This window comes from Rhodobacter sp. NTK016B (genome assembly GCF_017303295.1).
Lineage (GTDB): Bacteria > Pseudomonadota > Alphaproteobacteria > Rhodobacterales > Rhodobacteraceae > Pararhodobacter.
Window position 1 is genome coordinate 280,790 of the sequence record NZ_JAFKOK010000001.1, and the last position, 21,851, is coordinate 302,640.

Below are 21,851 nucleotides of genomic sequence, written 5' to 3' on the forward strand. Positions count from 1 at the left end.
CGGTTCCTCTGATTGGCGCGGCCCGAGACCGTCAGGCATCAGCTAGAACAGAAGCCAGAGCATGAAAAATTCATTGTTCTCGGCTTTTCATTCTATTATTTCGAACGACATGCCGCTGAACTATCACCATCTCCGCTATTTCTGGGCCGTCGCGCATGACGGGAACCTGACGCGCACGGCGCAGCGGCTGAACCTGTCGCAATCCGCGCTTTCGGTGCAGATCAAGCAGTTGGAAGACCGGCTGGGCCATGCCCTGTTCGAGCGGCGCGGACGGCAATTGCATCTGACCGAAGCCGGGCGCATCGCGCTGGACCACGCGGATGCGATTTTCTCGACGGGCCAAGAGCTTGTCGCCACGCTTGCCGGTACGGTACGCGACCGCAAGGCGCTGCGGGTGGGGGCGCTTGCGACGCTGTCACGCAACTTCCAGATCGGTTTTCTGCGGCCGATCCTGTCGCGCCGGGATGTCGAGGTGATCTTGCGTTCCGGCAGCCCGGCAGAGCTGCTCGAGGGGCTGGCCACGCTCAATCTGGATCTGGTGCTGATGAACCGCCCGCCACCCGACGACAACCTGACCCCCTACGAGACGCACCAGATCGGCGAGCAGGATATCAGCATCGTCGGCACACCCGAACGGCTGGACACGGACCGTCCGATCCGGGAGCTGCTGGTCGATCAGCCCTTCATCCTGCCCACCACCGACAACAGCGCGCGTACGGCGTTCGACGCCATGGCGAGCCGGCTGTCCGTGCGCCCGCAGATCGCCGCCGAGGTGGACGACATGGCGATGATGCGCCTGCTTGCGCGCGAGGATATCGGGCTGGCGCTGGTGGCGCCGATCGTGGTGAAGGACGAACTGACCTCGGGGCGGCTGAAAGAGGCCAGCGAGCATCCGCGCATCAAGGAAACCTTCTACGCCATCACCTTGCGGCGGCGGTTCCCGAACCCGGTGGTTCAGGAACTTCTCGACCGCAATGCGGGTTCGGCCTTTCTGGGCTGAGCCGCTCGCGGCGACGCCTCAGGGATAGCGCAGACCCGTCGTCTCTTCGGCCCAGTGCCACAACCGCTCGGCCTTCGCGTCATCGAGCGCGGCGTCATCGACGAGGGCGAGGCCCGGTTTGCCCGTGCGCTCTTCGGCGCCGTCCGGCCCCCAAAATTGCCCGCCCGCGATACCCGGCGCGGTCGCCGCCACCAGCGCGGGGGCAGCACCGTCTGCGGCGCTCATCATCTCGATCCCCGCAGGAACGGGGCCAAGATTGCGCGTAAGGTCCGTCTGGCTGACGCCGGGATGCGCGGCAACCGACGTCACCGGGCTGCCCGCGCGACGAAGGCGGCGGTCGAATTCCAGCGCGAAGATCAGATCGGCCAGCTTGCTCTGCCCGTATTCGCGCCACGGATCATAGGGTTTCTCAAGACGGAAATTGCCGAAATCCAGCACCGCCCCGCGATGTCCGATGCTGGACATCGTCACAACGCGGGCGGCGGGCGCGGCGGTGAGCGTCTTGAAAAGCCCTCCGGTCAGCGCGAAATGCGCGACGAAATTGACGCCGAACTGTGTTTCGAACCCGTCCTGCGTCGTGCCCTCAGGGGGCACCATCACGCCCGCATTGTTGATCAGGACATCAAGCGAAGGCTGCATCGCGGCGACGGCCTGTGCAAAGTCGCGCACCGAGGCGAGGGAATTCAGATCGACCACCCCCGGTGCCAGCGATGCCTCGGGCGTCTCGGCCCGGATCCGCGCGATGGCGGCATCGAGCTTGGCCGCGCTGCGCCCGGCGACGATGACATGTGCCCCGCGCGCCGCCAGCGCGCGCGCCATCTCGAAGCCCAGCCCCGTATTCGCGCCGGTAATCAGGGCGGTTTTGCCGGTCATATCCATGTCGTCGTCTCCTCATCGGCCGAGGCGTTCTGCGCGGCCCTTGCGGCTGCAGCGCCGTGTTGACAGAGGGAAACGTGTTGCTAAGGCTTTCGGGACGCAAGTAGGGACATCTTTGGTTCCTAGGGGCCAAAACGTAAGTAATGCAGGAAAACAAGGCAGACATGGCGGAGAAATCTTTGGAAGACTATGTCCACTGCCCCTTTCATCTGGCGATGAACCTGCTCGAAGGGCGGTGGAAATTCGGCATCCTCTACGTGTTGCGCCGCGAAGGCACGATGCGCTTCAAGGAGCTTGAGCGCGCCGTACCCGGCATCTCGACGCGGATGCTGACCAAGGAGCTGAAGCATCTGGAGAGCCACGGCATCGTGCGCCGCGTGGCCTATGCGACGGTGCCGCCCAAGGTGGAGTATTCGTTGACCGAGATCGGTGAAAGCACCGCCCCGGTGATCGATGAAATCAGCAGATGGGGCGAGCGCTATCTAGCAGAAACGACCGCGATTCCGGGCTGACGCGACCGCGCGCGATCAGGCGAGATCCTCGATCAGAACAAAGCGCTCCCACAGGATCTGCATGTCCGGGGAAAAGCCGCCATTGCGCTCGAAATAGGCGCTGTGGCCGTCGCGCCAGCCCTGCAGGCTGTCGTCTTCGCCCTCGGCCAGCGCCATGGCCTCGGTGACGTCGTCGAACCGGCACTGGATCAGTTCGACCGTCTCGATCACCAGCGCGGGCGTGTCGTCCCAGTTCAGCGCGATGTCCTGCCGCCCGATCGCGGGCATCGGCTCGCCGTTCTCGAAATCGCGCAAGGCGCCGCAGGTCGCGACCTTCTTTCCCGACCGCACCAGCGCGATCAGGGCGTCGGAGATGGCAGCGGAATCGCCAAATTTGAAGGGTTCGGCCTTCGGGTAGCGGCGCTTCAGCGCCTCCAGCGTCTCAGTCATGCAGCCCTGCCCTGTTCGCTTCCGGGTTGTGCCGGGCGATCCCTACACGAAACCCGAAGCGAATGACCAGAGCGGGCGGCGGGACCTCCTCCACCGCCCTGCCCTTTCCTTTAGTGCGGGACCGTCAGGGCCATCGGCGGGGTCTGCGCGAAGGCTTCCCACCATTGCGCCAGCTTCGGCGCGGCACTGCGCCAGTCGTGATCGGGGAAGCGGAAATCCAGGTAGCCCAGCGCACAGCCCGCCGTGATCGAGCCGATATCCTCACGGCCCTGAAGCTGATCGACCGAGGCCTCGAGCGCCGCGACAGCGGCGTCAATCTTGCCCATCTGGCCCGCGAGCCAGTCGTTCCAGCGCAACGCTTCGGGGCGCATCGCCACCTCGTAGCGGGCCAGCAGCGCGGCATCGAGCAGCCCGTCGGCGATGGCGTGCAGGCGCAGCGCCTCCCAACGGGCTTGGCCTGCCGGGAACAGCCCCTTCTGCGGCGCCTGTTCGTGCAGGTATTCGCAGATTGTGCGGCTGTCGATCAGCGCGGTGCCGTCCTCGAGATAAGCGGTCGGCACCTTGCCCAGCGGGTTGGTGGGCGCGATGGTCATGTCGCGCGCGACCGGGCTTGCGGCCGACGGCAGCAGCTCGATCGTATCGAAGAGACCCAGCAGATGCGCCGACGCCAGCGTTTTGCGGACATAGGGCGAAGCGGGCGAGAAGTAGAGTTTCATGGCGTTTCCGTGTCTTTGGACTGAAAGGTGACCGGCGCCTGCCGGTCGGTGATCTTGGGCGCGACATGCTCGACCAGCACGTCGCCGGCATTGGTGACATGCTCCCACATCAGCGCCTCGGCCCGCATCGCCTGCCCTTCGCGCAGGGCCTTCAGGATACGGTGATGGTCATTGTGCGAGCGGAAGATGATCGCGTGGTCTTCCCAGTGGAACACCCGGTCCGAGGCCAGCGGCACGTTATGAGTCCGGCTGACGAAATCGGCGATCCACGGATTGGCGCTGGCGGCGATGATCGTCTCGTGGAACTCGACATTCAGGCGGCGATAGGGGGCAAGATCGTCTGGATCCAATATCCCCTTATCGAGGATCGCGTCGCCCTCGGTCACGCAGCGTTGCAGGCGGTCGAGCTGCGCCTCGGTAATGCGCGGGGCCGCCAGACGACAGGCCAGCCCTTCGAGATTGGCGCGCACCTCGAACGCGGCGCGGATGTCGTCGACATTGAAGCCGCGCACGGTGTAGCCGCGATTGGCCTCGTAGGTGACCAGCCCGTCGCGGGCCAGCTCTGCCAGCGCCGTGCGCAAGGGCGTGCGTGAGACGCCAAGCAAATGCGCCAGCGCGTCCTGACGCAGAATCGTGCCCGGCGGAAAAGACCCTTCAAGGATCCTTTCGCGCAGGATTTCCGCTGTACTCTGGGTTGATGTGGTCGCCACGCGCTCCCCCAACTTGGATACAATATCGTTCTAATCATCAAAAGATGCGTTGACAACTCCTCTTTGATTGCGTGAATTGGATGCAAATCGGGAGAGGACACCCATGGAATCGACGAATCAAACGTCGCCGCATTCGCTTGCGGCGGTGCTTACGGGCGCATGCGGCGGTATCGGTCGCGGCGTGGCCGAAAGGCTGGCGGAAGACGGGTGGCGGCTGGTCGTTACCGATCTGGACGGCGCGAAGGCCGAGGCACTGGCGGCTGAGCTGCCCGGTGAAGGTCATCGCGGGCTGGGCTGCGACGTCGCGTCCGAAACGTCCGTCACCCAGCTTTTCGACATGATTTCCAAGGATTACGGCATCGTTGACGGGTTGGTCACGGCGGCGGGCATCCTGCGGTTGGGCGAAGGCGGGGCGCGCACCCCGCTGGCCGAGATGGAGGTCGAGGATTTCGACGACCATCTGGCGGTGAATGCGCGGGGCACCTTCCTGTGCATCCGCGCCTATCTGCGCCAATGGCAAGGCGCTGCCAGACCGGCGCGCGGACGCATCGTGACCTTCGGATCTGTGGCCGCGCAATTGGGCGGCTATCGGTCTTCGGCCAGCTATATTGCATCCAAAGGCGCCGTCATGGCCCTGACCAAGGCCGCCGCGCGCGAAGCCGCGCCGCTGGGGGTCACGGTCAACGGCGTCGCCCCCGGCCTGATCGACGCGCCGATGCTGCGCCTGTCGCTGGCCCCGGGGCAGGAACAGGCCGCCGCCGAAGCGATACCGCTCGGACGCATCGGCACGCCCGAGGATGTGGCGGCGGCGATTTCGTATCTGATGAGTGAGGGCGGCGGCTACATGACCGGCGGGATGCTGGACATCAATGGCGGCTACCGGATGCAATGAGGAGGACGTGATGGGACGCACCCCGATCACATGGCTGGCGAACCGGCTGCTCGATATCTCGGCCATCCTGCTTCTGGTCATGATGCTGCATGTCTGCGCGGATGTGGGCATGAAATACCTCTTCAACCGGCCCATTCAGGGCACGCTGGAAGTGGTGTCCTATTACTACATGGTCTGGGCGGTGTTCCTGCCGCTGGCTCTGGTCGAGATGACGCGCTCGGCGGTCTCGGTCGAGCTGTTCTTCAACATGTTCCCGCGCCCGATGCAGGTTCTGTGCATCGCACTGGTGCTGCTGTTGTGCGTGGCGGCCTATGCCGGTCTCGCGCGGATCACGTGGCTGGACGCGCTGCGCTCGTTTGATCGCGGCGAGGTCGTGATGGGCCCGGTCACCGTGGTGATCTGGCCCAGCCGCTTCATCCTGCCGATCAGCTTCACGCTCGCCGGTCTCGTCTGCCTGTGGCACCTCGCCCGGCTGGTGGTCAGCCGCGACGCGCGCGCCGAACTGATCGCGCCCCCCAACCCTGACGAAGGAACGGTCTGATGGATCGCCTTGAAATCGGTTTCACCGGGCTTGCCGCCGTGCTTGCGCTGATCGCGCTGCGGGTTCCCATCGGGCTTGTGCTGGTGATCGTCTCATTCTGCGGCATCTGGGCCGCGACCAATCTCACCGCCGCCTGGGGCCTCGTGCGGGCCGTGCCGTTCCAGTTCATCGCCAACTGGTCGTTCTCGGCAGTGCCGATGTTCCTGCTGATGGGCTTCGTCGCCTCGAATGCGGGGCTAACGAGCGGCCTGTTCAAGGCGATGCGCATCCTGCTGCGCAAGCTGCCCGGCGGGCTGGCCTGTTCGACGGTGGGCGCCTCGGCTCTGTTCGCGGCGGCGTCGGGATCATCGGTGGCGACAGCGGCTGCGATGTCGCGCATCGCCGTGCCGGAAATGGTGCGCGCGGGCTATGACAAGGCGCTGGCCACCGGCTCGGTCGCGGCCTCGGGCACGCTGGGTTCGCTCATCCCGCCGTCGATCCTGATGATCCTGTTCGGCATCTTCACTCAGACCTCGATCGGCGCGCTGTTCATGGCGGGCTTCATTCCCGGCATCCTGTCGGCATTGGTCTATATGGCGATGATCGTCATCCGCTCGAAGCTGAACCCCAGCCTTGCGCCACCGATGACCGAAACCCCGGCGCCCGGCGAACTGGCCGCCGCCCTGCGCGAGGTCTGGCCGCTGCCGCTGCTGATCCTCGGCGTGCTGGGCGGGATCATGACGGGCGTCATGACCCCCACCGAAGCGGGCGCCGTCGGCGCAAGCCTGGCCGTGCTGATCGCGTTGGCGCGCGGAAGCCTGACCTTCTCGATTATGCGCACCGCGCTGCGCGAAGCGGCGAGCGGCACCAGCATCGTGTTCGTGATCGCCATGGGCGCCAGCATGTTCACCAGCTTCATGGGCCTGACCGGCCTGCCCCGCGTGATCGCCGACACGATGCTCGGTATCAGCACCAACCCGCTGATCCTGATTCTGATGATCGCCGTGGTCTACATCCTGATGGGCATGTTCATCGACTCGATCGGGCTGATGCTGCTGACCCTGCCGGTGCTGATCCCGCTTCTCGGCGGCGCGGATGTGAACATGATCTGGTTCGGGATCATCATCATCAAGCTGCTGGAAATCGGCCTGATCACACCGCCTGTCGGGCTCAACGTCTATGTCATCAACTCGGCGCTCAAGGGCGCGGTGCCCCTGACGACCGTGTTCCGCGGCGCAATGTGGTTCCTCGCCATGGATGTGGTCACGCTGATCCTGCTGGTCGCGTTCCCGTCGCTGGTGCTGTGGCTGCCCGGCCTGATGGCGAACTGATTTCACCCCTTCACCACGCAACTCATCGTCCAGGGAGGAAACGGACATGAAAGCACTCTTTACCATGGCCCTTGCGGGCACCACCGCGCTGACCATCGGCACTGCCGCCGACGCGCAATACCTGTTCTCGTCGTGGCTGGAACCCAACCACGTCATCACCCGCGAAGCCCATATGCAATGGGCCGAGGATCTGGCCGAGGCCACCGATGGCGAGGTCGCCTTCGAAGTGATCGTCGGCGGGGCGCTGATCCCCGCGCAATCGACCATGCAAGGCGTGGCCGACGGGCTGGCGCAGGCGGGCTTCCACACCGCGACCTACACGCCGTCGGATCTGCCGGTGTCTAACGCCGTGGCCGATATGGGCTTCATCACGCCCGACCCCTTCGTCATGGCCTTCGCGTGGAGCGATTTCATGATGAACGAGCCTGCGGGCTTCAACGACTGGCGTGATAACGGCGTGCTGTTCGGTGGCGGCTACGCGGTACCGGAATACAACTTCATCTGCCGCGAACCGCTGAGCACGCTGGCCGATTTCGAAGGCAAGCGCGTGCGGATGCCGGGCGGCGGCTGGGCGCGGTTCGGTCAGGCGATCGGCGTCGTCGGCGTCAACGTCCCCTCGAACGAGATCTACACCGCCTTCGAGCGTGGCTCGGTCGATTGCACGGCGTCGGACACCTCGCACCTGACCGGCGGCGCGACGCTGATGGAAGTGGCAGGCGGCGTCACCACGCTGGCCATGAGCCCGTTCTATGCCGGTGTGACCTGGGCCTATAACCCCGAATTCTGGGCCGGTCTGACGCCCGAACAGCGCCGCACCGTGTTCGACGTCTCGGCGGAATCGCTGGCGCGTCTGCAGGTGGCCTATGCCCGCGAAGCGAGCGAAGCGCGCGAAGCGGCGGCCGAGCGTGGCATCCCGATCGTCGAGCCCGACGCCTCGCTGCAGGAAGCCTATGACGCCTGGGTCGCGGACGGCGTGGGCGACATGGCGGGCATCGCCGCCTCGGCCCACGGGATCGAGGATCCGCAGGCGCTGTTCGATAGCTTCCAGGGATATGTCGACAAGTGGGTCGACCTGCTGGGCGGGCTGGAACAGCCCTACACGGTCGAGGATCTGACGGCCCTGCTGCAAGACAACCTCTATGGCCCGATCGACGTCAACACCTGGGGTCTCGAGTAACCCTTATCCCGGGGGCGGGCCGACCCGCCCCCGGACGACCCGGCCCCGTGCCACCCGGCCTTTGTAAGGCCCAAGGAGTTTTCCATGACCTCTGAACAGGATCTGCCGGTTGCCGTGGTCACCGGCGCGGCGGGAGGCATCGGCCTCGCATCCGCCACAAGGCTTGCCGAGGACGGGTTCGCCGTCCGCATGCTGGATCTGTCCGCCGAGCGCATCAGCGCCGCCGCCGCCCCGCTGGCCGAACGCGGCCTGAACGTCACCGCCGCCGGGATCGACCTGCGCGACGAAGACGCGGTGCGTGCCGAGATCGACGCCCTGCCCCGGCTCGATGTGCTGGTCAACAATGCCGGCATCTTCGACGTGATCGAGTTCGACGCCCTGACAGCCGCCGATCTGCGCCGCATGACCGAGGTCAATTACATCCCCGTCTTCACCGTATCGCAGGCAGCCTCGCGCCGGATGCCGGAAGACGGACGCATCATCAACATCGCCTCGCGCTCGTGGCTGGGGGCGAAATCCATCGCCCATTACGCCGCGTCGAAAGCCGCCGTGGTGGGCCTGACGCGCGCCATGGCGCTGGACCTTGCGCCCAAGCGCATCCTGGTCAACGCGATCGCGCCGGGCGTGATCGAGACCGCGATCCTCGACGCCTGGGACGACGAGGCCCGCGCCGCGCTGGCCGCACGCCAGCCGATCGGGCGGCTCGGCCGCCCCGAAGACATCGCCGCCGTGGTGGGCTTCCTTGCCGACCGCCGCACCGGGTTCATCACCGGCCAGACGCTGATCGTGGATGGCGGCGCGTCGGTCGGCACGCTGGGAGGGGCCTGATATGGCCAGATTGTCCAATAAATGCATCGTCCTGACCGGCGCCGGAAGCGGCATCGGTCAAGGCATGGCCGAAGGCTTCGTGCGCGAGGGCGCGCAGGTTCTGGGGGTCGATCTGTCCGAAGCCGGACTAGCCGAGACCGCCGCCCGCGTCTCTGGTCCGGGCCGGTTTGAGACGCTTGTGGGCAATGTCACCGACAAAGGCCTGCCCGACGCGATCCGCACGAAGCTAGCCGCACTGGGATGGCAGTGGAACGTGCTGTGCAACAATGCGGGCATCGGCGGCGGCGGCATGGCGGGCGAGACCGATGACGAGACGCTGAACCGCTATCTCGACGTCAATGTCACCGGCCTGTTCCGACTGTCACGCGCGGCGGTGAACGACTGGAAAGGCAAGGGCGGCGTCATCCTGAACACCGCCTCGATCTATTCCTTCATCGGCGCCACCGGATCGGCGGCTTACTCGACCTCAAAAGCTGCGGTCGCGGGGCTGACACGCCAGATGGCCACCGATTACGGCGTCGAGGGCATCCGCGTCGTCGCCGTGGCGCCGGGCCTGATCGAGACCGCGCTGACCGCCGAGCGCATCCGCACCGAGGCGTGGCGGCGCCATATCTATATCGACCAGAGCCCGCTGCGCCGCGTGGGCAAGCCCGAGGATATCGCCAACGGTGCGATCTTCCTCATTTCGGACGAAGCCAGCTTCATCACCGGCGAAACGCTGCGCATCGATGGCGGCTGGACTTTGGGCCGATACCCGCGCCCCGACGAGGACTGAGCGATGCAGGACAGTTACGATCTGGTCGTCGTCGGATCGGGCGCGGCGGGGATGGCCGCTGCGCTGACGGCGCATCATCTGGGCCTTTCTGCCCTGATCGTCGAGAAGACCGAGTATATCGGCGGATCGACCGCCTATTCGGGCGGCGCGACATGGATCCCCAACAACCCGCATCAGCTTGAGGCGGGCGCGGCCGAGCCCAAAAGCAAGGCCATGACCTATCTGCAGGCCGAGGTGGGCAATCACGGCCAGCCCGATTTGTGGGAGAGCTTCCTCGATGCCGGGCCGAAGATGGTTCGCTTCATGGAAGAGAACACGCATCTGAAATTCTCGATGCGCTCCGTCGCGCCCGATTACCACCCCGACCAGCCCGGCGGCACGCTGGGGCACCGGGTGCTGGACCCGCTCGATTTCGATGCACAGGTGATGGGCGAGAAACTGGCGCTGATCCGCCCGCCGATCCGGGAATTCACCGTGTTCGGCGGCATGATGGTGGGGCGCAAGGACATCCCGCACATGTTCTCGATGCTGCGCAAACCGGCCTCGGCCCTGCACGCGGCGGGCATCCTTGCGCGTCACGCCAAAGACAAGCTGACGCGCGGACGCGCGACGCGGCTGGTGCTGGGTTCGGCCATGGCCGGGCGGCTGGCGCATTCGGTGTTCGAAGCCGGGATCGACCTGCAGACACGCAGCGCAGCCAAGAAGTTGCTGATCGAAGGGGGCCGCGTGACCGGCCTGCTGCTGGACACGCCCGAAGGCGACAAGCGCGTCACCGCGCGGCTGGGCGTCGTGCTGGCGGGCGGCGGGGCGGCGCGGGCCAAGGTGCTGGATGACGTTCTGCATCCGCATGGCCAGCATTACTCGATGTCGCCCGAGGGCTCGACCGGCGACAGCATCGCGCTGACCGCGCCGCTGGGCGTGCGCCCGGCCGAAGGCAATGCCGCGCCGCTTTTCTACGCGCCCGTTTCGCTCATCCCGCAGGCCGATGGCAGTGTCCGGCCCTTCCCGCACCTGTTCCTCGACCGCGCGAAGCCCGGCATTTACGCCGTCGACGGCACCGGACAGCGCTTCGTGAACGAGGCTGCGAGCTATCACGATTTCGTCCGCGCCATGCTGGGCAACGGGCCCGGACGCGCGCCCGAGGGGCCGGTCTGGCTGCTGGCCGATCACGCGACGATCCGACGCTACGGGCTGGGCGCGGTGCGCCCCTTCCCCGCACCGATGGGCGGGCATCTGCGCTCGGGCTACCTGAAGCGCGGGCGGACGCTGGCGGATCTGGCTGCCCGGATCGGCGTGCCGGCTCAGGCGCTGGCCGAGACCGCCGCGCGCGTCACAGGCTTCGCACAAAAAGGCGAGGATCCCGATCACGGCAAGGGCAGCACGGCCTATAACCGCTATCTGGGCGATCCCGAACTGGGCGGGGCCAATCCCTGCCTTGGGCCGCTGGCGCGCGGGCCGTTCTATGCGATCCGGCTCTATCCCGGCGATATCGGCGCCTCGGTCGGGCTGCCCATCGACCCGCAGGCACGGGTGGTCACGCCCGAAGGCCAGCCGGTCCCGGGCCTCTTTGCCTGTGGCAACGATGCCAATTCGATCATGGGCGGCACTTATCCCGGCGCGGGCATCACGCTGGGCCCGGCGCTGACCTTTGGCTTCATCGCCGCGCATAGCGCCGCAGGAAAACCGCTGCCCGCGACCTGAGGGCCGGATAGGCGGCAGGCCCCGCTTGCCGTCCCGGCCCGGAAACGGGAACCCGCATTCGCGGTCGCGCGTTGATCCGGCATTCATCCCCAATGGGAGAGCCGGGATGCTCAAGCGGCTTGTCGATCAGGCGCAGACGCCATGCGGTGCCGCTTCGGATGCCGGGCTGCGCTATGTGGGCGAGGACGAACCCGGCTGGACGCGTCGCGGCGCGGGCAAGGGTTTCTACTATCTCGATCTCGACGGCCAGCGCATCGCCGACAGGGATTGCGTGAAGCGCCTGCGCGCGCTCGCCATCCCGCCCGCTTGGCGCGATATCTGGATCTGCCCCGATCCAAGGGGCCATATTCAGGCAACCGGGCGTGACGCGCGGGGGCGCAAGCAATACCGCTATCATCCGCTCTGGGCACAGGCGCAGGAAGAACAGAAATTCGCAAGCCTCGGGGAATTCGGCCACGCCCTGCCCGCCTTGCGGGCGCAGGTCGATGCCGATCTGCGCCGCCATGGTGTGCCGCGTGCTCGGGTGATGGCAACCGTTGTGCGGCTTCTCGATATCGGGCTGATCCGCATCGGCAATGACCGCTACGCGGCCGAGAACCGCAGCTATGGCGTGACCACGCTACGCGCGCGCCATGTCACGCTGGACGGGTCGAACCTGCGCTTTGCCTTTACCGGCAAGTCAGGCAAGGAATGGAAGCTCAGGGTCCATGACCGCCGCATCGCCACCGCCTTGCGCTCGATACAGGATCTGCCGGGCCAGCGGCTGTTTCGCTATCTCGACGAGGACGGCAAGGCGCAGGACCTGCTGTCGCAGGACGTGAATGCCTATATCCGCGCGGCGGCGGGCGAGGCGTTTTCCTCGAAGCATTTCCGCCCGTGGGGCGGCAGCGTGCAGGCGCTGGGGCTGCTGGCCGATCTGGAACGCCCCGAGGGGAAGAATGCCCGCGCCCGCGCGCTCAACACAATGGTGGCCGAGGTGGCGACACAATTGCGCAACACCCGCGCGGTGTGCCGACGCAGCTATATCCACCCCGCGATCGTCGCCGCGTGGGAGGACGGCGCGCTGGCCTCGGCCCTGACCACGCTCAGGCGACGCACGCCCCGCCCCCTGAAAGGGCTGGATGCTGAGGAATCGCTGTTCCTGCGCTGGCTGGACCGCAACGGCTGAGCGCGTTGCGCCCCGCCCCCCTACCCGTCGATCCGGAAGGCAGGCGGCGTCGCCAGCGTCACGTCGGGCACCGGGATCGCGTCGATCATGCGGCGGGTAAAGGCGTGCTGCGGGTCGGACCAGACCTGACGCGCGGGGCCGGTCTCGACGATCTCGCCCTTGTACATCATCGCCACCCTGTCGGCGAAGGTTTCGACCAGCATCAGATCGTGACTGATGAACAGAAAGCTCAGCCCCATGTCGCGCTTGAGTTCCCACAGCAGGTTGATGATCTGCGCCTGAATGGACACGTCGAGCGCCGAGACCGGCTCGTCGCAGATCAAGAGGTCCGGCTGCATAACGAGCGCCCGCGCGATGCCGATCCGCTGACGCTGCCCGCCCGAGAATTCATGCGGGAAGCGCCGGCCCCAGTCGGTGGGCAGACCCACCCGCTCCATCATCTCATGCGCACGTGCCAGCCTTGTGCCCGGCGCGCCAATGGCGTGGATATCGAGCGGCTCGCGGATCAACTGCTCGACCCGCTTGCGCGGGTTGAGCGAGGAAAACGGGTCCTGAAACACGCATTGGATATGCGGCCGGTAGCGTTTGAGCGCAAAGCGGTCGAGACCGGCGATATCGTTGCCCTCGTATTCGATCCGCCCCGAACTGGGCGCCTGCAGGCCAAGAATGGTGCGCGCCAGCGTGGTCTTGCCGCAACCGGATTCGCCCACCAGCGCCAAGGTCTCGCCGCGTTCGAGGTGAAGCGAGATGCCACGCACCGGGTGGATCATCTGTTTGCCCACCCGGAAGGAAACATGCAGATCGTCGATGCGCAAAAGCGGGGTGGCCATGTCAGGTCCTCGCGTCGGAAACGGGGTTGAAGCAGGCATATCCATGCGTGCCCTCGAAGATCGGACCGGGAACCTGCGCGCGGCAGGCATCCCCGGCATTGGGGCAGCGCGGCGCGAAGCGGCATCCGGGCATCGGATCGACAATCGACGGGACGGTGCCCGGGATCTCGCGCAGCACGCCGCCGCCCTCGGCCACGCGTCGGGGATTGGGCGTCGCGTCCAGCAGGCCGCGCGTATAGGGATGGCGCGGCGACAGGAACAGATCGCGGGTCTCGGCCTCTTCGGCCTTGTAGCCCGCATACATCACCATCACCCGGTCGGCGCTATGCGCGACCAGCCCCAGATTATGGGTGATGAGCACGATCGCCACGCCGGTTTCACGCTGCAGCCGCTTGAGCAGGCGGATGATCTGCGCCTGCACGGTCACATCCAGCGCGGTGGTGGGCTCGTCCGCGATAAGCAGCTCGGGATTGCACGCCAGCGCCATGGCGATCACCACGCGCTGCAATTGCCCGCCCGACAGCTTGTGCGGATAGGACCATGCCAGCGCTTCGGGATTGGGCAGGTCAACCTTGGTCAACAGGTCGATCACCCGCGCCCAGGCGTCCTCTTTCGAGATCGCCTCGTGTTCGTTGATAACTTCGAGCACCTGCTTGCCGACCGGATAGAGCGGATCGAGCGCGGCCATGGGTTCCTGAAACACCATGCCGATCTTGACCGCGCGCACCTTTCGCATGGCCTCGTTATCGGTGATCGGCAGCTCGGTACCCTTGAACCGGACCGAGCCCGCCTGACGCTCGACCGCGTCGGGCAGAAGGCCCATCACGGCCAGCGAGGTCATCGACTTGCCACAGCCGGATTCGCCGACGATGGCCAGCGTCTCGCCCGCGTTGACGGTAAACGACACGCCACGCAGGATCAGCACATCGGGTTTCTTGCGGACGCTGATCCGCAGGTCTTCGACCGCAAGGACGGGGGTTGTCGAGGTCATCACTGCCCCCTCTGGCTGCGCAGCCGCGGATTGAGATAATCGTTCAGCCCGTCGCCCACGAGATTGAGCGCAAGCGCCGTCAGCAAAAGCGCGATGCCGGGAATCGTCATAATGTACCACGCATCGCGCAGGTTGTTCTTGCCCATCCCGATCATCGTGCCCCAGCTCATCACATTGGGATCGCCAAAGCCCAGAAAGCTGAGCGCGCTTTCCATCAGGATCGCGGTGGCGATCATGATCGTCGCCATCACGGTGACGCCGGACATCGCGTTGGGCAGGATCTGGGTGAAGATGATGCGCATGTCGCTCATCCCCACGACGATGCAGCCCTGCACATAGGCCTTTTCGCGCAGCACCATGAACTCGCCCCGCACCAGACGGGCGATGGCGGGCCAGCTGACGATGGCCAGCGACAGGATGATGACCTCGATCGACGGGCCCAGAACGGCGACGACGACGATGGCCAGCATGAATTGCGGGATGGTCTGGAACAGCTCGGTCGTGCGCATCAGCAGATTGTCGATCCATCCACCGTAATAGCCCGCAAAGGCGCCGACGAGGATGCCGAAGACCAGCGCCACGATGACCGAGGCAAATCCGACCAACAGCGAGATCCGCGCGCCATAGAACAGGCCCGCAAGGATGTTGCGCCCAAGCCCGTCGGTGCCCAGCGGCGCGCCCGTGTAGGTGCCGGGCCATTGCAGCGGCGGCCCCATCATCGTGTCGGGCGGATCGGGAAAGAACAGGCCGGCGGTGGCGGCCATGAAGACGACGGTGAGCAGCAACAGCAGCCCCACCAGCATCATCCAGTCGCGGCCAAGCGCGGAGAGGAAGGTTTTCACACGGTCCATCACTTCAGCTCCACGGTCGGATTGATGATCGCATAGAGCAGATCCACCACGAGATTGGCGAGGATGACGAAGAACGAGCTGAGCACGAGGATACTGAGCAGCAGGTTCAGGTCACGCTGGAACATCGCGTCGAACATCAGCCGTCCGACGCCCGGCCATGAAAAGACCGTTTCGGTCAGCACCGCCCCGCCAAGGAAATTGCCGACATTGGTGCCGACCACCGTCACCAGCGGTAGCACCGCGTTGCGAAGCGCGTGGCGATACGACAGGCGGCGCTCCGAGATGCCCTTGGCCCGCGCGACGCGGATGAAGTCGAGCGACAGCACCTCGAGCATGCCTGCGCGCACCAGACGGATATAGATCGCAAGGTAGAAGATCGACTGCGCCAGCGCGGGCAGGATCAGGTGATGGGCGATGTCCAACACCCGGTCCCAGCCGGTATTGAAGGCCAGCACGTTCTCCATCCCCGAGGTCGGGGTCCAGCCCAGCATGACCGAGAAGACGAGGATCATCATCAGCCCGATCCAGTAGGGCGGCGTGCCATAGAGCAGAAGCGCCCCGAACGAGATCGTGCGGTCGGGCCAGCGGTTGGCATAGCGCGCGGCGGTCACGCCCAGCACGATGCCGCCGACAATCGCTATCAGCAGCGCGGTGCCCATCAGCATCAACGTCGCGGGCAGTCGGTCGAAGATCAGCACCGAAACGCGCTCGTTGAAGACATGCGAATAGCCCAGATCCAGCGTCGCCAGTCGCGCGATGAAGGCCCAGAGCTGTTGCAGCAGCGGCTGGTCCAGCCCGAATTGCGCACGTAGCTGGGCTATGTATTCGGGATCGGCGGTGCCCGCCTGCCCTGCCAGCGCCTCGGCCGCGTCGCCGGGGGCGAGCTTGAGCAGGAAGAAGTTGATGATCGCGATGGCAAGCATTGCCAGCACGGCATAGGCCACCCGCTTGGCCAGAAAGGCCCAGGGAAAGCGGCGTCGGATCGGTTTCATTGAGCAATTTCCGTAGTGCGTGCGTCCGGCAGGCGGCCATCGGGCCGCGCAAGCCCCTGATCCACTGCGCCGAGCCAGTCGAGGAACCCGTAGACCGGCAAGCCCAGCGCGCGCGTCAGCGCCGGCCCATAGGGCGGCAGGTTGGTGCATTCGAGCACGATGGCCCGCAAATCGGGACGGCGCGCCGTCAGACGCCGGCCCGCCGCGATGAGGTCGGCCTCGGCCAGAGCAGGGTCGATGGCACGGTCGGGATCGTCGGCGCGCAGCACGTCAAGCAGATGCGCGTCATCGGCCAGCGCCCCCACCGGCGTATCAGCCGGGATGCCGGCGGCAGCGAGGTGATCCTGGGTGATCGATCCGTCCAGCAGCCCCACGATCCCCACCTTGCCATGCTGCGCGATGCGCAGCGGCACCTGAAACAGCGACGAGGTGGTGACGGGCACCGGGCAACCGGTTTCCAGCTGGTGTTGCTGGAACACCAGAAGTCCGCAAGAGGTGGTGATCATCCCCGCACCGCGCGCAACCAGTCGGTCACGCGCGGCGCGAAAAGCAACGCCCAGCGCCGGATCACGGGGATCGCCCCGCAACACCCGGTCGATGCTTGCCGCCTGCACGGTTTCGAAAAGCACCCTTCCGCCAAAGGTCTCGGCATTGCCGATATCGCCCGCAGGCCGCTTGAAGCGGGTGTCGAGCAGCATCACGCCCATGCGCGGCCGGGTGTTTCCGGTATCGGCCATCAGGTGAAGGCAAGCGAGCCGTAGGGCGCGCGGATCCCTTCGGGACCGGTCAGGAAGTTCTCGACATTCGCCGCCGCGATGGTGACGTAGATCGGCCGCGCGATCGGCAGGATCGGCAGGTCGGTCATGGCAATCTGCTGGAACTCGACGAACAGCTGACGACGCACTTCGGTGTCGGGTTCGACCGCCGCCGCTTCCAGCACCGCGTCCATTTCCTCGCTCGCATAGCCCGTCGAGTTGACAAACGGCGTCCCCGGCGAAACGGCTTCCGACCACCAGAAGCGCTGCGAGCCGATGGTGGGATCGGCGGTGACCGAGCCCGGATACATCGTCAGGTCATAGTCGTAATCGCCAAAGACCGAGCGGATGAAGGTCGGGATATCCGCGATATTGAGGTCCAGATCGATCCCCACCGCGCGGAAGTTCTGCTTCAGGAACTGGCCCATCCTCTCATAGGTGTCGCCCACCGCCGGCGCGATCAGGCGCAGGCTGAAGCGCATCCCGTCCTCGCCCGCCGGATAGCCCGCCTCGTCCAGAAGCTGGTTCGCGCGGTCGGGGTCGTAGTCGTAGCTGGGCACGTCGTCGGTATAGAAGGCGGGCAGCGTTTCGGGGATTGGCCCGGTCAGCATCTCGGCCAGACCGTAATAGACCACGTCGAGCATCTGCGCGCGGTTCATCGCGTACATCAGCGCCTGCCGCACTTCCAGCTTCGCCAGATGCTCGTTGCGCATGTTAGTGTGGATCATGTCGAGCGAGTTGTTCATCTCGGTGCCGCGGGTATCGACCTGGAAATCCGGGCTGTCCATGAAGCGCTGCACCTGATTGACCGGGATCGGGCCATCACCGGCCAGATGCAGCTCGCCCGCATCCAGCGCGGCGGCGCGGGCCGAGGGGTCGGTGATGATGCGGATCACCAGACGCTCGAGCTTCGGCTCGCCCTCGCCCCAGTAATCGGGGTTGGCGCCCATGATGATATGCGACCCGCGCTCCCACGACTGGAACACGAAGGGGCCGGTGCCCACGGGCGCGTTGTTCGCGGGGTTCTGCAGCACGTCGGTGCCTTCGTAGACATGCTTGGGCAGCATCGGCGATTCCCAGCCCGCCAGCGCATACATCAGCGCGGGCGCGGGCTGGCTCAGGCGGAAGATCGCGGTGTGATCGTCGGGCGTTTCCACCGCTGTGACGCTGGCCAGCGTCGAGCGACCGCGCGGGTGATGCTGTTTGAGGATCTCCATGATCGAGTATTGCACATCGGCCGAGGTGAAGGGCTCGCCGTCATGCCACTTCACGCCCTCGCGCAGGGTGAAGGTGATGGACAGACCGTCCTCGGCCACCTCCCAAGCGGTGGCGAGCGCGGGCATCGGCTGGATGTCGAAATCGTAGCTCAGCAGGCCTTCGAGCATCTTGCCCGACACGACCGCCACGGGCGATGCGGTGTTGAAGGCCGCGCACATCGCGTTGGGTTCGGGCGTGACGCACATCGCCAGCGTTCCCGTCCCTTGTGCGTGCGCCGTGCCGAAGGGCAGCAGGCTGGCCGCAAGGCCCGCGCCGCTGGCCATGAGCAGGCCGCGGCGGCTCATGGCGAAGGTCGGGTTGGTCGGAGTTTTGATCATGGCATTTCCCTTTTGCGCTGGTCGAGTTGGCCGGAAGGCCATGGCCCCCGAAAGGACCGTCGGCATTGTTGTGCTCTTCTTGTGGCGCCTGAGACGCAGTGATCCGAGTATTCCGAGCCGCCTGCCTTCTCGCCAGTAGGCAGGTTTCCGATTCCAGTTCTGATTTTTCTGTTATCGGTCATTTCCGGGAATCCCCCCACAATCAGAGCGCGAAGCCCGTTGCAACCGCCCTGTCTGAGGTGAAAAACCTCTTGGAAATCAACAATCGGGATTGGCGACATGGATCACGCAACAGGCGCTCAGGCGCTGGCCCACATGATCCGCGACTGGACCGGCGGACCCGTCTTTCACGTCCCCGGCGAGGGCATTCTGGAAATCCTCGACGCGCTCGATACGGCGGGCGTGCCGCTGATCTCGTGCCGACACGAAGCCGGGGCGGCGGTGGCCGCGCAGGCGGCGGGGCATGTCACCGACAGGCCTGGGATCTGTCTGGTGGGGCGCGCGCCCGGGGCGCTGAACGCGGCGCTGGCCCTTCACACGGCGCGCACCGATGCGGCCCCGATGATCATGATCCTCGGGCAGCCGTCGGGCGCCATTGCCGGGCGCGATCCCTATCTGGCGAATGAGGATTTCGCACAGGCCTTTGCGCCCTCGGCCAAATGGGTCGGCAGTTGCGACCGCGCCGGGCGGCTGCCCGAACTCTTCTCGCGCGCGTGGTCCGAGGCGATGGGCGGCCAGCGCGGGCCGGTCGTGCTGGCGCTGCATGAAGAGGTCTGGGCGGGCCCGATCGACAGCCCGTTGCCCGCAACGCCCCCCGCCCTGCCCCGTCCGCAGCCCGAGGCTATGCAGCTCGACCGCATCGCCGAGGCGCTGCGCCGGGCCAAACGTCCGCTCATCATCGCGGGCGGTACGGGCTGGCGCGCCGAGGACCGCGCGCGGCTGGTCTGGCTGGCCGACGAAACCGGCGTGCCGGTCGCCACCGCCTATCGCCGCCGCGACCTGATGCCCGCCAGCCATCCGCTGATGGTGGGCGAGCTGGGCATCGGCGCCGATCCGGCTCTGTCGCGGCGCGTGGGCGACAGCGACTGCCTGTTGGTGCTGGGGATGCGGCTGGGCGAGATCAACACGTTCGGCGCGAATGTGTTCGAAGGGTTCCGGCTGATCGACGCGCCGGTCCCCGCGATGCCGGTCTTTCACGTCCATCCCGATCCCGCCGAGCTGAACGCCGTCTACCGGGTGAGCGAGGCCGTGCTGGCCCATCCCGCCGATGCGCTGCCCGGCCTTCTGGACCGCGTCCGCGCCCCCCGCGAGCCGGGGGAATGGGCCAGGGAACTGCGCACCGCGCGCGAGGTCTTCACCACCGGCAAGCCCTGCCCCGGCCCCGTCGACCTGAACGCGGTGTTCCGTGCCCTGCGCGCGGCGCTGCCGGCGGATGCGATGCTGACCGTGGGCGCAGGCGCCTATGCGCATTGGCCGCAACGCTATTTCCCGCACGAGGAATTCGGCACCCAGCTTGGCCCCAAGAGCGGCGCAATGGGCTACGGCCTGCCTGCCGCCATCGGCGTTCAGGCGACGCAACCCGACCGGCGCGTGGTCGCGGTGGCGGGCGATGGCTGTTTCATGATGCAGGGCGAAGAGCTGGCGACGGCGGCGCTGTACAACCTGCCGATCCTGACAATCGTGGTGAATAATAGCCTCTATGGGGCCATCGCAGCCTCGCAAAGCCGGATGTTCGGGCGGCGCAGCGGGACCGCGCTGGCGCCTGTCGATTTCACCGCGCTCGCGGGGGCGATGGGCGTCCGAAGCTGGAAGGTCACGACGACCGCCGATTTCGGCCCGGCTCTGGCGGCGGCTTTGGGCGAGGACGGGCCCACGCTGATCGAACTCATCACCGGCGAAGAGGCCCTGAAACCATGAGCGATATCATTGTCATCGGCGCCGGCATTGCCGGTCTGACCGCCGCCTACCGGCTGTCGAAGGCAGGCCATTCGGTCACCGTACTGGAAGCGGGCGCGGTGCCCGGCGGGCGCGTGGGCGACCGCGAGACGCGCGGCATTCGCTACAATGCCGGCGCGCGGCTGATCTATCCGTTTTCCAAACCCTTCAACGCGCTGCTCGACGAACTGGGACTGCGCGACCAGATGGTGCCGGTGCGCAAGCTCTCGGCGCAATGCATCGGCCCGGATGACGACTGGTTGATCGAGTTGATGCCCGGGCCGCGCAGCCTGTTGACGCCGGGCCTGTCGCTGGCCGAGCGGATGGGATTCATCGCGTTGGGCGCGAAGATGCTTCTGGCCCGGCGGCGCAGCGATCCCGACGACGCGGCAAGCGCGCTCGCCGCCGATGCCCAAAGCCTTGCCGCCTATACCCGCCGCCACGCCGGGCCGAACGTGCTGGCACGGATGGTCGATCCGGTGTTTCGCGGCACAAGAGCCTGGAATGCCGAGGATATCTCGGCCGCCTTCTTTGCCTCGACCACGCCGCATCTGATCGGGCAGGACAGCGTCTATGTCTTCAAACAGGGCATGGCGACGCTGCCGGAAGCGCTCGCACACGGTCTGGATCTGCGCTGCAACACGCGGGTGGTGTCGGTGACGATATCGGGCGATGGCTACGCCGTCGAAACCGAGACCGGGACGCTGCGCGCAGCGCGGGTGGTGATGGCGGTCGAAGGGTCGCTGGTGGCAGGCCTGATGCCCGATATGGCCGCCGAAGACCGGGCGTTTTTCGACGGCGTTCGCTACAATTCGCTGGGCATCGTGCATTACCGGCTGAAGGGCGATGTGGCGCCCAAGATGAATTTCTTCGCGCGCGAGGCCGCGGGCCCCATCGCCACCTATCAGCAGGTTCCGGCAAACCCCGCCAAGGGACAGGCCGCCCAGCTTTACGCGCAGCTTTCCCCCGAAGCGAATGCGCAAGCCAAGGCCGAAGGCCGCACCGGCGCCCTGCACGGGCTGATCGAAGAGCGCGTCTTGCAGCTTTACCCGACGCTGAACGCCGATTGCGACGACCGGGTCGAGCAGTGGATCGAGCGCAAATTGCCGACCTTCTATCCCGGCTATGCGCGCGCGATGGCGGCCTTTCGCGACCGGCAATCGGGCGGTCTGGCCTTTTGCGGGGATTATCTGGCGCAATCGCTGCTGACCGGGGCCTCTGCCAGCGGCGAGCGGGCAGCGCGGCAGATCATGGCCACGCTCTGACC

Annotated in this window: 22 protein-coding genes; 12 read left to right on the plus strand and 10 right to left on the minus strand. The window is 66.3% G+C overall.

Annotation, left to right across the window (positions count from 1 at the left end; translation table 11 throughout):
* Positions 1–109 precede the first annotated feature (109 nt).
* On the plus strand, positions 110–1,000 hold the full coding sequence (locus tag JI664_RS01400) for a LysR family transcriptional regulator (RefSeq protein ID WP_207012093.1): 891 nt from the start codon (positions 110–112) through the stop codon (positions 998–1,000).
* Positions 1,001–1,018: 18 nt separating this feature from the next.
* Here JI664_RS01400 and JI664_RS01405 read toward each other — a convergent pair whose 3' ends face one another.
* On the minus strand, positions 1,019–1,879 hold the full coding sequence (locus JI664_RS01405) for an oxidoreductase (protein ID WP_207011915.1): 861 nt from the start codon (positions 1,877–1,879) through the stop codon (positions 1,019–1,021).
* Between the two features lie 140 nt (positions 1,880–2,019).
* Between JI664_RS01405 and JI664_RS01410 the strand changes: the two genes are divergently transcribed.
* Entirely contained in the window at positions 2,020–2,388 is a 369-nt protein-coding gene (locus JI664_RS01410; RefSeq protein ID WP_207011916.1) for a winged helix-turn-helix transcriptional regulator, read from the plus strand.
* Between the two features lie 15 nt (positions 2,389–2,403).
* Here the strand turns inward: JI664_RS01410 and JI664_RS01415 are convergent, their stop codons facing one another.
* The 3 genes from JI664_RS01415 to JI664_RS01425 all read right to left on the minus strand — a co-directional run bounded on the left by JI664_RS01415 (position 2,404) and on the right by JI664_RS01425 (position 4,243).
* A complete protein-coding gene (locus JI664_RS01415) occupies positions 2,404–2,817 on the minus strand; it encodes an ASCH domain-containing protein (protein WP_207011917.1) in 414 nt (137 codons plus the stop codon).
* Positions 2,818–2,927: 110 nt separating this feature from the next.
* Positions 2,928–3,533, minus strand: a complete 606-nt coding sequence (locus JI664_RS01420) for a glutathione S-transferase family protein (RefSeq protein ID WP_207011918.1) — start codon at positions 3,531–3,533, stop codon at positions 2,928–2,930.
* Positions 3,530–4,243, minus strand: coding sequence for a GntR family transcriptional regulator (locus JI664_RS01425; protein ID WP_349768665.1), 714 nt, complete (start codon positions 4,241–4,243; stop codon positions 3,530–3,532). The genes JI664_RS01420 and JI664_RS01425 overlap by 4 nt, the downstream gene beginning before the upstream one ends.
* A 103-nt stretch (positions 4,244–4,346) precedes the next feature.
* Here JI664_RS01425 and JI664_RS01430 point away from each other — a divergent pair, with 103 nt between their 5' ends.
* The 8 genes from JI664_RS01430 (at position 4,347) to JI664_RS01465 (ending at position 12,635) form a co-directional block, all read left to right on the plus strand.
* Positions 4,347–5,135, plus strand: coding sequence for an SDR family NAD(P)-dependent oxidoreductase (locus tag JI664_RS01430; RefSeq protein ID WP_207011920.1), 789 nt, complete (start codon positions 4,347–4,349; stop codon positions 5,133–5,135).
* A gap of 10 nt (positions 5,136–5,145) precedes the next feature.
* Positions 5,146–5,676 (plus strand): TRAP transporter small permease subunit, encoded by a 531-nt coding sequence (locus JI664_RS01435; RefSeq protein WP_207011921.1) that lies wholly within the window; start codon positions 5,146–5,148, stop codon positions 5,674–5,676.
* Positions 5,676–6,986: a TRAP transporter large permease gene (locus JI664_RS01440; RefSeq protein ID WP_207011922.1), complete on the plus strand. Its 1,311-nt coding sequence runs from the start codon at positions 5,676–5,678 to the stop codon at positions 6,984–6,986. Before JI664_RS01435 ends, JI664_RS01440 begins: the two co-directional genes overlap by 1 nt.
* A 46-nt stretch (positions 6,987–7,032) precedes the next feature.
* On the plus strand, positions 7,033–8,163 hold the full coding sequence (locus JI664_RS01445) for a C4-dicarboxylate TRAP transporter substrate-binding protein (RefSeq protein ID WP_207011923.1): 1,131 nt from the start codon (positions 7,033–7,035) through the stop codon (positions 8,161–8,163).
* An 84-nt stretch (positions 8,164–8,247) separates the two neighbouring features.
* Positions 8,248–8,991, plus strand: coding sequence for an SDR family NAD(P)-dependent oxidoreductase (locus JI664_RS01450; protein ID WP_207011924.1), 744 nt, complete (start codon positions 8,248–8,250; stop codon positions 8,989–8,991).
* Position 8,992: 1 nt separating this feature from the next.
* Positions 8,993–9,766, plus strand: a complete 774-nt coding sequence (locus JI664_RS01455; RefSeq protein ID WP_207011925.1) for an SDR family NAD(P)-dependent oxidoreductase — start codon at positions 8,993–8,995, stop codon at positions 9,764–9,766.
* Between the two features lie 3 nt (positions 9,767–9,769).
* Entirely contained in the window at positions 9,770–11,467 is a 1,698-nt protein-coding gene (locus JI664_RS01460; protein ID WP_207011926.1) for an FAD-dependent oxidoreductase, read from the plus strand.
* Between the two features lie 106 nt (positions 11,468–11,573).
* Positions 11,574–12,635: a DNA topoisomerase IB gene (locus tag JI664_RS01465; RefSeq protein WP_207011927.1), complete on the plus strand. Its 1,062-nt coding sequence runs from the start codon at positions 11,574–11,576 to the stop codon at positions 12,633–12,635.
* 20 nt (positions 12,636–12,655) lie between these two features.
* Here JI664_RS01465 and JI664_RS01470 read toward each other — a convergent pair whose 3' ends face one another.
* Genes JI664_RS01470 through JI664_RS01495 form a run of 6 tightly spaced genes read right to left on the minus strand, consistent with a single transcriptional unit; the run spans position 12,656 to position 18,649 of the window.
* The gene (locus JI664_RS01470; RefSeq protein ID WP_207011928.1) at positions 12,656–13,465 is read right to left on the minus strand and encodes an ATP-binding cassette domain-containing protein; all 810 of its coding nucleotides are present in this window, start codon (positions 13,463–13,465) and stop codon (positions 12,656–12,658) included.
* A 1-nt stretch (position 13,466) separates the two neighbouring features.
* Entirely contained in the window at positions 13,467–14,456 is a 990-nt protein-coding gene (locus tag JI664_RS01475; protein WP_207011929.1) for an ABC transporter ATP-binding protein, read from the minus strand.
* Positions 14,456–15,307 (minus strand): ABC transporter permease, encoded by an 852-nt coding sequence (locus JI664_RS01480; RefSeq protein ID WP_286173747.1) that lies wholly within the window; start codon positions 15,305–15,307, stop codon positions 14,456–14,458. The genes JI664_RS01475 and JI664_RS01480 overlap by 1 nt, the downstream gene beginning before the upstream one ends.
* Positions 15,307–16,299, minus strand: coding sequence for an ABC transporter permease (locus tag JI664_RS01485; protein WP_207011930.1), 993 nt, complete (start codon positions 16,297–16,299; stop codon positions 15,307–15,309). The genes JI664_RS01480 and JI664_RS01485 overlap by 1 nt, the downstream gene beginning before the upstream one ends.
* Positions 16,296–17,036 (minus strand): aspartate/glutamate racemase family protein, encoded by a 741-nt coding sequence (locus JI664_RS01490; protein ID WP_207011931.1) that lies wholly within the window; start codon positions 17,034–17,036, stop codon positions 16,296–16,298. The genes JI664_RS01485 and JI664_RS01490 overlap by 4 nt, the downstream gene beginning before the upstream one ends.
* Positions 17,036–18,649, minus strand: a complete 1,614-nt coding sequence (locus JI664_RS01495) for an ABC transporter substrate-binding protein (protein WP_207011932.1) — start codon at positions 18,647–18,649, stop codon at positions 17,036–17,038. The genes JI664_RS01490 and JI664_RS01495 overlap by 1 nt, the downstream gene beginning before the upstream one ends.
* Positions 18,650–18,928: 279 nt before the next feature.
* On the opposite strand from JI664_RS01495, the gene JI664_RS01500 reads away from it, so the two are divergent.
* Together JI664_RS01500 and JI664_RS01505 are read left to right on the plus strand one after the other, a co-directional pair.
* Entirely contained in the window at positions 18,929–20,566 is a 1,638-nt protein-coding gene (locus tag JI664_RS01500) for a thiamine pyrophosphate-dependent enzyme (protein ID WP_207011933.1), read from the plus strand.
* The gene (locus JI664_RS01505; protein WP_207011934.1) at positions 20,563–21,849 is read left to right on the plus strand and encodes a protoporphyrinogen/coproporphyrinogen oxidase; all 1,287 of its coding nucleotides are present in this window, start codon (positions 20,563–20,565) and stop codon (positions 21,847–21,849) included. The genes JI664_RS01500 and JI664_RS01505 overlap by 4 nt, the downstream gene beginning before the upstream one ends.
* Positions 21,850–21,851: the final 2 nt, after the last annotated feature.